This is a genomic window from Thalassospira sp. TSL5-1 (genome assembly GCF_001907695.1).
Classification (GTDB): Bacteria; Pseudomonadota; Alphaproteobacteria; order Rhodospirillales; family Thalassospiraceae; genus Thalassospira.
The window spans coordinates 177,086-193,126 of the sequence record NZ_KV880639.1 but is presented as its reverse complement, the minus strand read 5'-3'; the positions used below and the strand labels follow the sequence as shown (position 1 = coordinate 193,126).

14 protein-coding genes are annotated in these 16,041 nt (G+C 53.4%); 6 read left to right on the top strand and 8 right to left on the bottom strand.

The features are described 5' to 3' along the window. The first annotated feature begins 29 nt into the window (after positions 1 to 29). From fabG to mltG, 4 genes are all read left to right on the top strand, one after another. Positions 30 to 770 carry a 3-oxoacyl-[acyl-carrier-protein] reductase gene (gene fabG / locus LF95_RS17760; RefSeq protein WP_073956514.1) on the top strand — a complete coding sequence of 247 codons (741 nt, stop codon included), beginning with the start codon at positions 30 to 32 and terminating at the stop codon, positions 768 to 770. A 166-nt stretch (positions 771 to 936) separates the two neighbouring features. Further along, on the top strand, positions 937 to 1,173 hold the full coding sequence (locus LF95_RS17755) for an acyl carrier protein (protein WP_073956513.1): 237 nt from the start codon (positions 937 to 939) through the stop codon (positions 1,171 to 1,173). 86 nt (positions 1,174 to 1,259) lie between these two features. Further along, on the top strand, positions 1,260 to 2,519 hold the full coding sequence (gene fabF / locus LF95_RS17750) for a beta-ketoacyl-ACP synthase II (RefSeq protein ID WP_073956512.1): 1,260 nt from the start codon (positions 1,260 to 1,262) through the stop codon (positions 2,517 to 2,519). 89 nt (positions 2,520 to 2,608) lie between these two features. After that, on the top strand, positions 2,609 to 3,520 hold the full coding sequence (gene mltG, locus LF95_RS17745; protein WP_252509823.1) for an endolytic transglycosylase MltG: 912 nt from the start codon (positions 2,609 to 2,611) through the stop codon (positions 3,518 to 3,520). Positions 3,521 to 3,601: 81 nt separating this feature from the next. Here the strand turns inward: mltG and LF95_RS17740 are convergent, their stop codons facing one another. Next, entirely contained in the window at positions 3,602 to 4,381 is a 780-nt protein-coding gene (locus LF95_RS17740; RefSeq protein WP_073956510.1) for an SDR family NAD(P)-dependent oxidoreductase, read from the bottom strand. Between the two features lie 192 nt (positions 4,382 to 4,573). Here LF95_RS17740 and LF95_RS17735 point away from each other — a divergent pair, with 192 nt between their 5' ends. Both LF95_RS17735 and gmk read left to right on the top strand, forming a co-directional pair. Continuing rightward, positions 4,574 to 5,455 (top strand): YicC/YloC family endoribonuclease, encoded by an 882-nt coding sequence (locus LF95_RS17735; protein ID WP_073956509.1) that lies wholly within the window; start codon positions 4,574 to 4,576, stop codon positions 5,453 to 5,455. 22 nt (positions 5,456 to 5,477) lie between these two features. After that, positions 5,478 to 6,110 (top strand): guanylate kinase, encoded by a 633-nt coding sequence (gene gmk, locus LF95_RS17730; RefSeq protein ID WP_073956508.1) that lies wholly within the window; start codon positions 5,478 to 5,480, stop codon positions 6,108 to 6,110. Between the two features lie 77 nt (positions 6,111 to 6,187). On the opposite strand, the gene rsmA is transcribed toward gmk, so the two are convergent. The 7 genes from rsmA to LF95_RS17690 all read right to left on the bottom strand — a co-directional run bounded on the left by rsmA (position 6,188) and on the right by LF95_RS17690 (position 15,900). Next, a complete protein-coding gene (rsmA, locus tag LF95_RS17725; protein ID WP_083607804.1) occupies positions 6,188 to 7,060 on the bottom strand; it encodes a 16S rRNA (adenine(1518)-N(6)/adenine(1519)-N(6))-dimethyltransferase RsmA in 873 nt (290 codons plus the stop codon). Beyond that, entirely contained in the window at positions 7,053 to 8,111 is a 1,059-nt protein-coding gene (gene pdxA / locus LF95_RS17720) for a 4-hydroxythreonine-4-phosphate dehydrogenase PdxA (protein WP_073956507.1), read from the bottom strand. Before pdxA ends, rsmA begins: the two co-directional genes overlap by 8 nt. Positions 8,112 to 8,141: 30 nt before the next feature. Beyond that, a complete protein-coding gene (locus LF95_RS17715) occupies positions 8,142 to 9,419 on the bottom strand; it encodes a peptidylprolyl isomerase (protein WP_143182092.1) in 1,278 nt (425 codons plus the stop codon). A gap of 6 nt (positions 9,420 to 9,425) precedes the next feature. Then, entirely contained in the window at positions 9,426 to 11,468 is a 2,043-nt protein-coding gene (locus tag LF95_RS17710; RefSeq protein ID WP_252509822.1) for an LPS-assembly protein LptD, read from the bottom strand. 187 nt (positions 11,469 to 11,655) lie between these two features. Then, positions 11,656 to 12,759, bottom strand: a complete 1,104-nt coding sequence (gene lptG, locus LF95_RS17705) for an LPS export ABC transporter permease LptG (protein ID WP_073956504.1) — start codon at positions 12,757 to 12,759, stop codon at positions 11,656 to 11,658. Further along, complete coding sequence (lptF, locus tag LF95_RS17700; protein ID WP_073956694.1) at positions 12,756 to 13,868, bottom strand: LPS export ABC transporter permease LptF; 1,113 nt, start codon at positions 13,866 to 13,868, stop codon at positions 12,756 to 12,758. Before lptF ends, lptG begins: the two co-directional genes overlap by 4 nt. A gap of 241 nt (positions 13,869 to 14,109) precedes the next feature. Further along, positions 14,110 to 15,900: an acyl-CoA dehydrogenase gene (locus LF95_RS17690; RefSeq protein WP_073956502.1), complete on the bottom strand. Its 1,791-nt coding sequence runs from the start codon at positions 15,898 to 15,900 to the stop codon at positions 14,110 to 14,112. Positions 15,901 to 16,041: the final 141 nt, after the last annotated feature.

Here is a 16,041-nt window from a genome sequence, read left to right as displayed (position 1 = left end):
AGTTTAAAAAAGTGACAGGAACGAAACATATGTTTGATCTGACAGGTAAAACCGCACTGGTGACGGGTGCAACCGGTGGCATTGGTGGCGAAATTGCCAAGGTGCTTGCAAGTGCCGGTGCAAAGGTTGCCCTTTCGGGTACGCGGGCAGAACGCCTTGAGGCTGTTGCGGCCGAAATTGGTGAAAATGCCGTTGTGGTGCCGGGCAATCTTTCTGATAGTGCATCGGTCGATGGCCTGATCAAGCAGGCAGAAGAGGCCCTTGGTGGCCAGCTTGACATTCTGGTCAATAATGCGGGTATTACCCGTGATCAGCTGGCCATGCGCCTGAAAGATGAAGACTGGCAGGCGGTGCTGGATGTTAACCTGACGGCGGCCTTCAAGCTGGCGCGCAATTCGCTGCGTGGTATGATGAAGCGTCGTTTTGGCCGGATCATCAACATCACCTCGATTGTGGGTGTGACCGGGAATCCGGGCCAGACCAACTATGCAGCCGCCAAGGCAGGTATGATTGGCTGGTCAAAATCGCTGGCACAGGAAGTCGCCGCGCGTGGAATTACGGTAAACTGTGTGGCACCGGGTTTCATTACCACGGCAATGACCGAAGAATTGGGCGATGCCCAGAAAGAGAAGCTGTTGGGCGCCATTCCTGCCGGTCGTATGGGCGATAGCGCGGAAATTGCCGCAGCAGTTTTGTATCTTGCAAGTCAGGAAGCCGGGTATGTTACTGGCCAGACCTTGCATGTGAATGGCGGAATGGCGATGATTTAACCCGTTGCGGGTTGCTTGCTTTTCTGTTTAAAAGAGGCCGCTATATCAAATAACCGGAACCGGCAATTACGGTTGCCGGTTTCCACGGTCCCGGTTCGCACCGAAAAGGGCGGGCTTTTGGGGCACATTAAACTACTGACAGAGAACCTATTGAAGGATTTAAGCTATGAGTGATGTCGCAGATCGCGTGAAGAAGATCGTTGTCGAGCACCTCGGTGTTGAAGAAGACAAGGTCACGGAAAACGCAAGCTTCATCGACGATCTGGGCGCCGACAGCCTGGATACTGTCGAGCTGGTTATGGCGTTTGAAGAAGAATTCGGCGTTGAAATTCCCGACGATGCCGCTGAAAAAATTCTGACCGTCAAAGACGCGATTGACTTCATCGAAAAGGCAAATGGCTAATCTGGCTATTTGACGCGGGCGCCAGAGGCATCCTCGGGCGCCCTTTTCGTCTTTGCAATTTTCATAAAATAAAGGCGTAAAGCGGGATGAGACGCGTAGTTGTAACCGGTATTGGCGCAGTCACGCCTGTCGCAAACGGTGCCCAGGCGACCTGGCAGGGGCTGCTGAACGGACAATCGGGCATCAAAGCCATCGATCATTTCGATGTGTCTGATATCCCCGCCAAGATTGCGGGTATGGTTCCGCGTGGAACGGGTGCTGGCGAGTTCAATGCCGAAGATCATGTCTCGATCAAAGACATGAAGAAGATGGACGAATTTATCATCTTTGGCATTGCGGCTGCTGATCAGGCGCTTGCTGATTCCGGCTGGGCGCCGGAAGAAGAAGAAGACCGTGAAGCCACCGGTGTCATGATTGGTTCGGGTATTGGCGGTTTGCCGCGTATTGCCGAATCTGCCGGGTTGCTTGCTGAAGGCAAAATTCGCCGTATCAGTCCGTTTTTTATTCCTTCCTGCCTGATTAACCTGGTTTCCGGCCAGGTATCGATCAAGCATGGCCTGAAAGGCCCGAACCATGCGGTTGTTACGGCATGTTCGACGGGCGCACATGCCATTGGCGATGCCTCGCGCCTGATCATGCTGGGCGATGCCGATGTAATGGTTGCCGGTGGTGCCGAAGCCGCCGTATGCCGTTTGGGCATGGCGGGCTTTGCTGCGGCCCGTGCGCTTTCGTCAGGCTATAATGACACGCCGACCGCAGCCTCCCGTCCTTGGGACGAAGGCCGTGACGGATTTGTCATGGGCGAAGGTGCTGGTTGTGTCGTGCTTGAAGAATACGAGCATGCCAAGGCCCGTGGCGCCAAGATTTACGCCGAAGTTGCCGGTTATGGCATGTCAGGGGACGCGTATCACATCACCGCCCCGGCATCGGATGGCAATGGTGGTTTCCGTTCCATGCGCAATGCGCTGCGTAATGCGGGGATCAACCCGGATCAGGTCGATTATGTCAATGCACATGGCACATCGACTCCGCTGGGGGATGAAATCGAACTGGGTGCTGTAAAACGCCTGTTTGGTGATGCCATTAATTCGGTTTCAATGTCCTCGACCAAGTCGGCAACCGGGCATTTGCTGGGTGCTGCTGGCGCGATCGAGGCTGTGTTCTCGATCCTGGCGATCCATGAAGGGGCGGTTCCGCCGACCCTGAACCTGAATAACCCATCCGAGGCCTGCCTTGGGGTTGATCTGGTTCCGCTGGAAGCCAAACAGCGCAAGGTCAATTACGCACTGTCGAATTCGTTCGGCTTCGGGGGCACCAACGCTTCGCTGGTGTTCAAATCGGTCTAACAAGTCAGTAGGGGAACGCATTGCGGCGTTTTCTGCTCTTACTTGGTATGTTATGTATCACCGCCGCGTTCGCTATCGGGGGCGTGGCGGTGTATGTATATATTGCCTATACCTCACCCAGTCGGCTTGCTCAGGGCATTGACATTGTCATCCCGCAAGGGACTGGCGTGCGCCAGATTGGCGCCATCCTGTCGCGTCAGAAAATCGTCTCCGACCCTTTGATTTTTCTGGTTGGTGTACGTGCTGCAGGTCTTGATCATGCGCTGCAGGCGGGGGAATATCATTTTCCAGCCCGTGTCAGCCCCAGGCAGGCCGCGCAAATTCTGGCATCAGGCGAAACCGTCAAGCGGTTTGTCACTATTCCCGAAGGATTGCGCAGCATCGAGATTGTTGATCGGCTTGATCGTGTTGACGGGCTGGTTGGCACCATTGAGACCGTTCCGGATGACGGGACGTTGCTGCCGGAAACCTATCAGTTTTCCTATGGTGATACCAAAGACAGCATCATCAACAGGATGCGGGCAGCCCAGGTGGATTTGCTGGACCGGCTTTGGCCCCAGCGCGACTCAGATTTGCCAATAGAAACACGTCAGCAGGCACTGACCCTGGCATCTATTGTTGAACGCGAGACGGGTATTGCCGCTGAGCGGGCACGGGTTGCCGGTGTTTTTGTCAATCGTTTGCGCAAGAATATGCGTTTGCAATCGGACCCCACTGTTGCCTATGCCGTTAGTCCGAACGTGCCGCTAAACCGTGCGCTGACCCGGACTGATCTGAAATATGAAAGCCCGTATAACACCTATGTTGTTACCGGGCTGCCACCTGCACCCATTACCAACCCCGGGCGCGAGGCGATATACGCAGTACTGCATCCGGCTGAAACGGACGAAGTTTATTTTGTGGCCGACGGTACCGGGGGGCATGCCTTTGCCCGCACCCTGGATGAGCATAATCGCAATGTTGCGCGTTGGCGCAAATTGCGGGCCCAGGACAATGATTAGCGAGAAATTCTTCTGGGCCCGATGGTGATGCGATCATCCGTGGTGGAGTTCTCGGGTGCGCCGCTTTAACCGCTTAACCGTTTAACTGCTTTGTTGGGATGGCTTTTTGGGCAGGCGGGCAGTAACGCGCTCATACAGGGCGGACGGAAGATGTTTCAGCAATCTTGTCGCCATATTCATCTGCCAGGGAAACGCGATCAGGGCCTTGTTTTTGCTTAATCCGCGATCAATGATTTTTGCGGCCTTGTCGGCTTCCATCAGGAAGGGCATTTTAAAGTCATTGGCATCGGTGATGCGGCTTTTGACAAAGCCGGGGCAGACGACATTAACCCGCACACCGGATGATTTCAGGCTGCCGCGCAGGGCTTCGCCATAGACGCGAATGGCGGCTTTGCTGGCACAATAGGCGGGGGCCGTTGGCAGGCCGCGCCATGAGGCCTGGGACGACATAATTGCAATCTGGCCACGACCATCGCGTGTCATCAGTTCGATGGCCGGATCAATGGTGTTTAATACACCTTCGACATTGATTGACAGGATCTCGCGGACTTGATCTGGCGTTTCGCCAAGGCCGCCACTGCCTGCCGAAATACCGGCATTGGCAATGACCAGACTAAGCGGCATGATGCCGTAGCATTTGCTGACATAATCCTGCATGACTTCCGCATCTGTGACGTCAAGAATGTCGGAAAAGACATTGGCGCCGGTGTTACGGCAGTCATTTTCAACCTGTTTCAGGCGCGATTTGTTGCGTCCGCTGATAAACAGGGTTACGCCGGGGCGGGCATAATGCCGTGCCAGTGCCGCGCCAATGCCGGAACTGGCACCTGTGATCAGAATTGCGTTATATTGCAAAGACATGCGAGGACGTGTTCCGCTTCATTAATGTCGCATTTTCTGCGTGTTTAAAACTTGGGCGACCATGACGGATGATTGGGGCATCAATATGAATGTTCGCCGGTCAATTTACGTGTTTTATCGGTGACTTATTCTTGGCGCGATGGCAATGCAGCGTTATAAAACCGAACACAATTTAAAAGGATGAATATCAGCATGACCGTTTCAAGCATGACCGGGTTTGGCCGCGCCGAGGGGGCTGGCGAGGGATTTGCCTGGGTCTGGGAACTTCGCAGTGTGAATGGCAAGGGACTGGATGTTCGCGCCCGCCTGAATGGTGCCGAACGGCTGGAGGCTCCGGTTCGTGATGCGGTTTCAAAGACGTTCAAACGGGGCAATATTGGCGTGACCCTGAATGTGACGCGACCGGGTGAAAATACCAGCTATCGTATTAATCGCGACCTTTTGGCCGATCTGGTCCGCCTTGCCGAGGAATTTGACAGTTCCAGCAAGCTGGGGGCGGGCACCATTGCCGATCTGTTGAATGTGCGGGGTGTGCTGGAAGCGGTTGAGCAAACCGAAGATGACGCCAGCCGTGAGGCCCGAGAAACCGCCATGATGGCAACCCTGGAAGCCGCGATTGCCCAATTGGCCGAAAACCGCGAAGCTGAAGGTGTTAAGCTTCATGAAATGCTGCTGGGTCATATCGAACGGATTGAACAGACGGTGACAAAAGCCGAAAGCTGTGCCGGTGCAAGGGCAGAGGCCATTCGGGCGCGTCTGCAACGCCAGATTGGTGAATTGATGGATGCCGGGCAGTTTGATGCGGATCGTTTGCATCAGGAGGCAGCCCTTTTGGCCACCAAGGTTGATGTGCGCGAAGAGATTGACCGCTTAAAGGCACATATCGCTGCCGCACGCAGCATGATTGGCAAGGGTGGGGCGATTGGCCGCAAGCTTGATTTTCTGTGCCAGGAATTTAACCGCGAGGCCAATACCCTGTGTTCCAAGGCAAATGATATCGAACTGACGAGCTGTGGTATGGATTTGAAGGTGATTATCGACCAGTTGCGCGAACAGGTGCAAAACGTTGAATAACGATTGGCGAAAGGTTTGACCAATGATTGATTCGCATAAGCGCCGGGGCGTCATGCTGGTTTTCTGTGCGCCATCCGGGGCTGGCAAGACCACAATTACACGGCAGCTGCTTGAAAAAGATGATCTGATTTCACTGTCCGTCTCCGCCACGACCCGTTCCGCCCGACCTGGCGAGGAAGAAGGAGTGCATTACTTCTTTAAGTCCGTGGATGGTTTCAAACACATGATCGCGGATGATGAATTGCTCGAATGGGCCGAGGTCTTTGGCAATTATTATGGCACGCCGCGTCAACCGGTCGAGGAAGCCCTTTCCGCCGGGCGTGACGTCCTATTCGACATTGACTGGCAAGGTGCGCGCCAGTTACGCGAAAAAGGCGGTGACGACGTTGTTTCGGTCTTTATTCTGCCGCCATCATCGGCGGAACTTGAACGTCGCCTGCGTGACCGTGGGCAGGATAGCGATGATGTGATCATGAAGCGCATGGCAAAGGCCGGGGCCGAAATCAGCCATTGGGAAGAGTTCGACTATGTTCTGGTCAATGATAACCTTGAACAGTGTCTGGCCTCTGTGGAGCATATTATCGGTGCTGAACGGGTCAAGCGTGAGCGGCAGATGGAACTGAATGCTTTTGTCAAAAAGCTTCTGACCGACTGATCCTGAATTTGCTGTTTGCGATGTTTACCAAGAAAATCCCCCTGATGTCAGTTCAGACACAGGGGGATTTCTTTTTTTTAAAGGCTGTCATAAATCCGGGTGAGCCGGACAAAATCATTTACCGATAGCTCTTCGGCGCGAGCCGTTTCGGCGATGTTTGCCTGTTCCAGAAGGGTGAGAACATCGACATTCAGGCTTTTCAGGCTGGCGCGCAGCATTTTACGCCGCTGACCAAAAGCCGCCTGGGTGACTTTTGCCAGGCTATCAATATTGATATTTTCTCCGCGCTCGGCCTTGGGGATCAGTTGAACAACTGCCGATGTTACCTTGGGCGGCGGGGTAAAGGCGCTGCGATGCACATCAAACAGAATGTCACAGTGACACAAATACTGGCACAACACCGATAACCGGCCATAGGCCTTGGTTTTGGGTTTTGCCACCACACGCTCGGCGACTTCTTTTTGGAACATCAGGGTCAGGCTGGCGAATGCGTCAATTTTTTCCAGCCAGCCGATCAGCAGCAGGGTGCCCACATTATAGGGAAGATTGGCGACAATCTTGCGCGGTGCCGGGCCAAGTGTTGTGACATCCACGTCAAGCGCATCGCCATCAATGACATGCAGGCAACCCGGATAATGGTTGCTGATTTGGGTGAGCACCGGCTGGCACCGCGGGTCACGTTCAATCACGGTCAGGTTTTTGGCACCGTTAAACAAAAGGGCCCGGGTCAGCCCGCCTGGGCCAGGGCCAATTTCGATGACGGTGGCGTTATCCAGCGGGGCTGCGGCGCGGGCGATGCGACCGGTAAGATTCAAATCAAACAAAAAGTTCTGACCGAATTTTTTTTGTGCCGAAAGGCCATGTTCGGCGATAACGTCGCGCAAGGGAGGCAGACCATCATTTGCCAGTTTGATGCCGGGGAGATCTGACGGGGCAGATGAATCAGTCATCTTGGGCATCCATGCTAAGGCGATTATGGGCCATTTGGTCCGCCATTTTCACAGCAGCCATCAGGCTGTCAACACGGGCGATACCTTTACCGGAAATATTGAGTGCGGTGCCGTGATCGGGTGAAGTGCGAATAAAGGGCAGTCCCAGGGTGACATTCACGCCACCGTGGAAATCGAGTGTTTTAACCGGAATAAGTGCCTGATCATGATAGGGACACAGAGCCACGTCATATTCCGCGCGTGCTTCTTCATGAAACATTGTATCGGCGGGAAGGGGGCCGATAACGTTATATCCTTCCTTGAGCAGGCGCGTGATGGCAGGGGCGATGACGGTTTGTTCCTCATGTCCCATTGCGCCATCTTCGCCTGCATGGGGGTTCAGGCCGGCAATGGCAAGACGGGGACGGACCAAGCCAAAATCGCGAGACAGGGTTTTTGCCGTAATGCGCGTTAGATCGACAATCAAGTCGGTCGTCAGGGCCGATTGGACTTGTGACAGCGCAATATGGATGGTCAGGGGCACAACACGCAATTTGCTGTTTGCCAGCATCATGACCGGGATGGTTCCGGGTCCTGCCAATTCAGCCAGGAACTCCGTATGACCGGGATGGCTGAATCCCGCCTGATAAAGCGCGCTTTTTTGAATGGGATTGGTGACAACGGCGGATGCAGCCCCCTTGCGGGTGAGATCAACCGCAGTTTTGATGCTGTCAATGACCATAGGGGCGGTGTCGGCAGCGGCAATACCGGGAATGACTGCTGCGCCATTATCGGCAATTTCAAGGACGGGAAGACCGTTTGCGAAATGATCGCCTGTTTGGCTGATGTCGCCGATTGTTATGATCGGGACATTATAAGCCAGCATATCGGCATATTGTGCAATGATACGGGCCGGGGCAATCAGGCAAAAGGGCAGCATATCGCTGCCCTGATGAGATGATGTTTTGTTGGCACCTTGATATGCCTGCCAGGCTTTCAGGGCGAGTTCCGGCCCGATGCCGCCGGGATCGCCAAGAGTCATTGCCAGAGGTTGTGGCCGTTTGTTTGCCATTGGCAGTCTCGCATGAAGGTTGGGTATCGGTCAGATACGGATATCAATAAAGGCTTCACGACGCAGTTCGCGCAATTTGCGGCGGGCGGCAATTTCAAGCCGTTCCATCAGCAGGCGATTGTGAATGGTATCGCGGTCCGGCAGGGTGCTTTTGACCGTTGAGCCACACAGCATGACAACAAGCGCACCACCATCCACACGAATCACATTCGACGTTTCGCCGTCCTTAAGCTGGCTGACGGCTGCAGCGACTGTGCCAGAAAGCTCCTGTGGTGATATGCCTTTGGTCCGACCGCTCAGATCTGATCCGAGGTCAACCGCGATTTTGGCCATATCTTCGCAGCTTTTGGCAGTATCGCGTGCATTTTGCAAAATGCCGACTTTGGTGCGGATTTCATCATTCGAGGCGTTTTGCGAAATGGGAACATAAAGCTGATAGAGGTCAAGTTTGACGTCGCGGTCAGCATCGGTGTCGCCTTTTGCGCGATCCAGCAGTTTTAAAATGTAGTATCCCCGGACCGTGCGGATGGGCTGGCTGATTTGGCCGGGTTCCATTTTGTTAATGGCATCTTCCAGCGTGCTGTCCATTTCACCGACAGACATCCAGCCAAGGTTACCGCCATTGGCAGCACTGGCATTGGCAGAGAACTGACGGGCAAGACCCTCGAAGCTGGCACCGTTGCGCAGAGCGCCGATGATTTTTTGGGCATTGTCCAGGATCTTGCTTTCTTCCTGCGGGTTATCGATGGGCAGGAAAATTTCCTGAACATTGTTCCGCGGTTTGTCCTGGTTCCGCTTAATACGTTCCAGCACATCGTCAATTTCGCTTTCGGAAATTTCGATGTCACGGCGCATCGAACGCAGGACCTTTTGCCAAGCGATCTGCGGACGCAACTGCTCTTTCAGGCTTTCGAGCGGAATGTTGTTAAGCTGAAGGTAACGTTCCAGCCCGCCCGGTGGCATGCCGGAATTTTGCTCTACTGCTGCAATGGCACGATTCATGTCCTCGTCAGATACGGTATAGCCAAGGCGTTTGGCTTCCTGCATCTGAAGGGTTTCATCAATCAGCTGATGCAGAATTTGCGGGATCATTTCCCGCCGACGTTCGTCTGTGAGCTGGATATTTGATGTTGTGGCGACAAGTTTGAGACGATCAATCAGGTCCACCACGGAAATAGGCTGGTCGTTGACAACGGCTGCCAGACCGATGGTCGACTGGGCACGGGCCTGCCCGCCTGAAAAGGTTAACAGAACAACGCCAAGAAGCATCGCACAAAGCTGGAGCGGTTTGGAAATGTAAGGTCTCATATTCTGTTAAAGTCCTGCTTGCGAGGCAAATTCGCCCAATGTCTTGAAGACGAGACGGAACATGATTTCGTCAGACTGTCCAAGATCCTGATCCTGATAGAATGTCCGACGCACACGTCCGTCAAAGATAAAGCACTCGTCTTCGTACTGAAACCCGATACCGTATTCAAGAGGGGAGCTGTTGCGATCCATGTCAAAGCGGCCATAGCCATTGCCTGACCAGTGATCGTCGAATCGGCGTTTTACGTTGAAATAAAATTCTTCGCGGTCGTTGAATTCTTCTGAACCGGCATTTTCCGAGAGCTGCAGATAACTGAGGTCGAGGTGAATAATCTTCTCATCCCCCACACTTGCAGAAACCTGGTTACGGCGTGATGAAAAGTCATCGCTGTCGAGACGGAAACGGTAGGTAAGATCGACATATTGGTTCGGGGCAACCGTAAGGCGGCCAACATAATCGGAAAAATGTTTGTCCAGACCGGAGCCTTCAGCGAAGGTGTTATTATCTTCCATGCGGTAGCTTTGACCAAACAGCGCATTGGTATAACCGCCATTTTGCCCGTAAACACCCCATTCCAGACCATAACTTGCACGAAGGCCATCTTCGACTTTGTCCAGCCCGCCATAGCGATCGTGGGAGAACAGGTTGATGTCGTCAAATTCAAATGATTGAGAATCTTCGTTCGGAATTTCCGAGGGATTACCGCCATTGGGAGACCAAGCGACCATCGCAATTGGTTTGATCACCTGATGATAACCACCTTCATCGCGGACAAAGGGCATGTTCCAGTCGATCGCGGCAAGCGGCACCGTTCGCCCGGCATAGCCGGTATAATCGGATTGCCCGCTACGTGCGACATTGTTAACCAGATAACTGTCGCCACGCATGGAAAGCGTGATTTTGGTAACATCACCATAATCACCAATGTGCGGCAGTTCCCAGCCGACTTTACCCGACAGACGATTGGAATCCGCCCCCGTGCGCCGCGAAAGCGACAGGGCATCCAGATCCAGTGTGGTATAGGCACCCATCGCATCGGGCGAAGTGCGGGCATGATATTGGGCATGCGGAAGGACCAGCGGGCTGGTTGCGCGGTTGTCTTCCTCTTTCAGGCCCTGAAAATAATACCCGTCGATACGTCCATAATTTTGCGCTGTGAAATGTTCGCTAAACAAATTGGACGTCAGAACCGAGGGGGAACCGAAACCATAACGCGACATGTAGGTTTTGCTCGATGCCTGTTCTGCATCAAAGCCCCAGCGCCAGTTTTTATCGATATCAAAACGACCGCTCGCATCGATATGGCCCTGCCAGCCATCATCACCACCATCGGTGAGACTGTCGACAATACTCAGGTTGCCTGTATCAAATTTGCGCCGGTAATCGGATGACAGAACCGCGCCTTTTTTTGCGGTGATGATGGGCGTCACCGTAAGATCACTGGACTTATCAATGACCCAGTAATACGGCAATTCAAAACGCGGCCCGACATAGCTCGTGCTGCCAAAAGAGGGCGCAAGGAAGCCCGAACGACGTTTTACCGTCGGGTCCGGGTGGCTGAAATAGGGGCTGTAGAGAATAGGAATGCCCTCGAATTCCAGGCGAGCATCTTTGTATTCAATGCTTTGACCTTTTTGGTCATGTATCACGCGCGCTGCCTTGATCCGCCAAAGGGGCGGTTCATCAGGGTTGTCCTTGCACACGTTACAGGGCGAATAAACCGCCTTTGCCAGTTCTGTATAGTTGCCGGCACTGCGGCGCGCACCAACACCCGCAAGGCGGGTGTGATCGTCCAAAAGAACGTAAATATCCTTGATAATGCCTTCTTTGAAATCGCCGGTCAGTTCGATGTAGTTGGCAAACAATACTTCGCCGGTCGGTTGCAGCATCTTGACATTGCCCGACGCCGAAACGATGTCCTTGGTCATGTCATAGCTGACCGTATCGGCCATCAAAACCTGATTATCGCGCGAAATTTCGACATTGCCACGCGCGGTAACGGTTTTCAGATCGTCGCTATAGTCGACTTCATCGGCAGAAAACAGCAACGGATTTTCCTTTTGGTCCGCATCTTTGCTGTTACCGCCATCAGGCGTTTGGGCATTTACGCTTGGTTTGTTTGCGTCTGTTCCCTGCGCATAAGAGATCGCTGGTGCCGCTATCGTCGCGAAGCCCCCGATCATACCCCATACAGCCAATGCTTTCAGACTTCCCCCTGACAAGTCCGCCATCTAGTTAGCCATCCTCCAGATGTAACAGTGTCGATATTCCCAGCAATGCGGAAATACCGGCTGGTGCCCAAGCTGCCAGTGTTGGGGGTAATCCCCCCGAAACACCCAGTGCAGAAGCGACGTCGGTAAAGAAATACAACAGAAAACCCGTGGTAACACCACCACCGATAACAAGAGAAACCCTGCGGCGTCGAGAAAATTTAAGACAAAATGCCGCCGCAATGAGAACCATTGCACATAAAAGTAACGGTCTTGATAACAGGCTGTTGAAGTGAATGAGGTGCCGTCTTGCGTTAAATCCTGCGTGTTCCAGCAGGTTGATGAAAGGTTTGAGGTCCCAGAACGACATTGTATCCGGGGAGGCAAAACTGTCCTGGATTTTGCGCACCGTCAGATTGGTCGGCAATTCCAGGTCTTTGGAAAAAGTACTTTTTTGACCGGGCGTGAAGCTCCAGGCGTCGTAAAAATGCCAAAGACCCGGCGCCAGAACTGCTCGGGCAGCATCGATCCGCGAAGTGAAATCGTCCAGATTTTCAAAGCGGAATACCGTGACATTGCGAAGATCAATGCGGTTTTCCTGCTGTGAATGGATGGAGCGGGCATAGATAACGGCCTGTCCGTTCTGGGTGCCCTGACGCAACCATAAGCCACTGGAGGACAGGTTCATGACACTCGAAACACCCTTGAGGTAACGGGAATCGAGTTTTTCATATTTTTGCAGCAGGATCGAGGAAAGCGGATTGAGGGCCGTGATCTGAATGGTGCCAAGCAAAAAGGCGCAAAGAAGCGGCGGCAATAAAAACTGCCAGGCAGAAACACCGGCCGCACGGGTGACAACCAGTTCCTGGTTTCCCGTAAGTTTCCAGAAAGAATACATCGACCCAAACAGCACCCCAAAGGGCAGAACTTTTTCCGTCATGAACGGGATGCGGGCCAGCGCCATCTGAATGACGATACCAATCGTTGCATCCGGTCGGGTGCTTGCGCGGCGCAAAAGTTCGATCAGGTCGCCGATAAAAATAAGTCCCACCAGCAGAACCAGAATGGCAAGGATCGAAAACAGGACATGCCGCCCGAAATACCAGGTCAGAAGCGGAGAGATCCTCATGGGGCGGATCCTTCTTCCTGACTGTTTTTGCCTGCCTTACGGGCCAGAGTGATTTTCGGCCCACGCAAGGTCCAGTACATTCCGCCAACAATGGGGATTAAAACGTTAAGGTACATAAGCACAATGAAGGCAGGGTTTTTCGCCGCAAGATTTTTAAGCGCGATTGCCGCCGCCTCGCTGCCGATCATGAGCGCGATGGCGATTAAAAGGCGGGAATGCTGGGTACGGCGTGAAAAGCTGCCTGAAACCAGAACGGCCAGTGCCAGCGCGGCGAAGCCCACAGCATAAAGTGGCGAAATCAGCCTTTCATGCCCTTCGGCGCGGTATTTGCGAATATCCTGTGGCTGAATGTCGGGGGGATCAGCGGTAAGCAGGTTGCTGACACTGCGTTCGCGGGCCTCAAGATACCGAAGGGATGGATCGTTCACGTCCTCGGCAATATCAACCGCATATCGATCAAAATACAGGATCGACATGGTGCCGTCCTGGATGTTCACTTCCTGCCGATTGCCATCGAGCAGCACAATGCGCGGCCCCTTGTCGGTCCGAATAAGCGCACCATGTTTTGCCATCATGGTGCTTTGTGCTTTGGGATTGCGGGCATCATGAACCAAAATGCCCATCAGCTCATTATCCTGCCCGACTTCGCGTACATAGATCGTCAATCCGTCAATATCGGTGAAGCTGCCTTCTTGCAACAGGACCGACGAATAGTCGTTCCGGATGGTGTATTGCAGTTGCTTGAATTGACGATAGCTGTAGGGGAGATAATAGAGTGTTAAGAAATATCCTACAGCCGCTACACCAACCGACAGGATAATTGCCGGTTTTGCCAGTGCCCATTGGCTTAAGCCGGCAGATCGCATCACGATCAGTTCGCGGTCCTGGATCAGCTTGTTATAGGTGAATACCACCACGAAAAACAAAGCGATCGGCAAAATGATCGTGAGGAAACTTGGCAGTAGCAGGGAGGTCAAATGCAAAAAGACCGAAATCGACAGACCCCGGTTCACAATCATTTCCACGAAACGCAGGCTTTGTGACAGCCAGATGACACAGAGCAGGCCCAGTGTCACAAAAACCATCATGATAAGCTGCTGTTTGAGCATATATCGGGTCAAGCGATTCATCGGGCGGATTATAGAGAAGCCGATAAAAACAGAAACAGGAAATTAGCCGAAAATTTCCGTATTTTTTCGTATTCGCCAAATTGAAGGCTTGCCAATGGAAATTGGCTTGTTTTCCAGCGTATTATCGACTGTAAATTCCCCCTGAAACAGGAGGCCCGCCGTGGTGCATTGCGGATTTTCACCCGCAACGGCAAATGGCGGGCCTGATGCTGCATGCCCGTTAGTCGGTTGCAAAGCCGGTTTCAATTTCTGTCAAAACGTTATCGGCGTGGGGAATGATGCCGGGGGTGAGGGCATGACGGATTTGGACCTGCAGCATTTCGCATTCCGGCAAAATCTGGCTGAGATAGAACGCAACAGATGCACGCTTGCGGTTGGTAAAAGCAACTGAAAATGTGTGATTGCCATTTTCAAGTGCTGTGCCAGACCTGAGCATCAACCAGCCACCACAAACAATGGCAAAAAGCCGCAAAAACGGGCTTGCCGCTGTTTGGGCGCGGACAGGGTCATCCGCACATTGATCCAGGATCAACTGGATAGAGGTTTTGAGATGCTCAAGTGCTGTATTGAGGGTGCGGGCATCGGCAGTATCATCGATATAGGCCTCGATTGTGTCGATCAGCTCGAAGGCGGTGGTGCCTTTATCGCGCAACAGCTTGCGCCCGATCAGGTCCATTGCCTGAATGCCGTTGGTGCCCTCATAGATGGGCGCAATGCGGGCATCGCGCAAATGCTGGGCCGCCCCGGTTTCCTCGATAAAGCCCATGCCGCCATGCACCTGAATGCCCAACGAGGCATTTTCCACACCAAGATCGGTTGCCCAGGCCTTGATCATGGGGATCAGAAGGTCAGCCCGCGCCTGTGCCTTGCGCGATGTGCTGTCATCATGATGATGATGCGCAATGTCGAGCTGGTTGGCCGCATAAAGTGCCATAATACGGGCGGCCTCGGTGCTGGCCCGCATGCGAAGCAGCATGCGTGCAATATCGGGATGATGCAGGATGGGGCAGGGGGTGCCTGTGGTGTCGCGCCCCTGAATGCGGGTTTTGGCATAATCCAGTGCCTGCTGATAGGCGCGTTCACCAATGGCAATGCCTTGTTGGCCTACGGCAAGGCGGGCATTGTTCATCATGGTGAACATGGCAGCAAGACCCTGGCCTTCTTCGCCAACAAGATAACCAACAGCACCGTCTTGGTCGCCAAACGATAAAACGGCGGTGGGGCTGGCGTGAATGCCCAGCTTATGTTCCAGCGAAACGACATGCACATCGTTGCGTTCACCAATCGTGCCGTTTTCAGCTGTTAAAAACTTGGGCACGATAAACAGTGAAATACCTTTGACACCAGCTGGTGCATCGGGTGTGCGCGCCAAAACCAGATGAACGATATTTTCGGTCAGATCATGATCGCCATATGTGATGAATATTTTTTGCCCGCGAATACGCCAGTTGCCGGTGCCATCGGGCTCCGCACGGGTGCGTATTTGCGCAAGGTCAGAACCGGCCTGGGGTTCGGTCAGGTTCATGGTGCCTGTCCATTCGCCGGAAATCAGTCGGGTCAGATAAAGCTCTTTTTGGGCAGGCGAACCATGTGTGGTCAGAAGTTCAATCGCACCGGCTGTGAGCATCGGGCACAGGGCAAAGGCCATATTGGCGGAATGCCAAAATTCGGCAACGGCAGCCCCGACAACAAGCGGCAATCCCATGCCGCCATGATCGGGATCGGCTGAAATACCCTGCCAGCCGCCTTCCTGGAACAGTTGATAGGCGTTTTGCCAGCCATCTGGTGTTTTAACAGTGCCATCGGGTTGCAAATGCGCACCCTGTTTGTCACCCGTTCTGTTTAATGGCGCAAGATGACTTGCTGCCAGTTTGCCTGCTTCATCCAGAATGGCATCAATGGTTTCGGGTGTAGCATCGGCAAAGGCCGGAATGCCGGCAATATGATCCAAGCCGATGACATGACGGAGGATGAACCGTATATCATCAATGGGTGGCGAATAGTCGGTCATGAATTATGACGTCTCCCTAGTAAACAGTGAGGCGCCCGCTCGGATGTGCCGCGATCTTTTGCCGGGCATCATTTGTTCCAGACAGCATAATCAAGCTTATGCCGGAATTCGAGTCCATATTGTCGCAGGATGATCAATCCC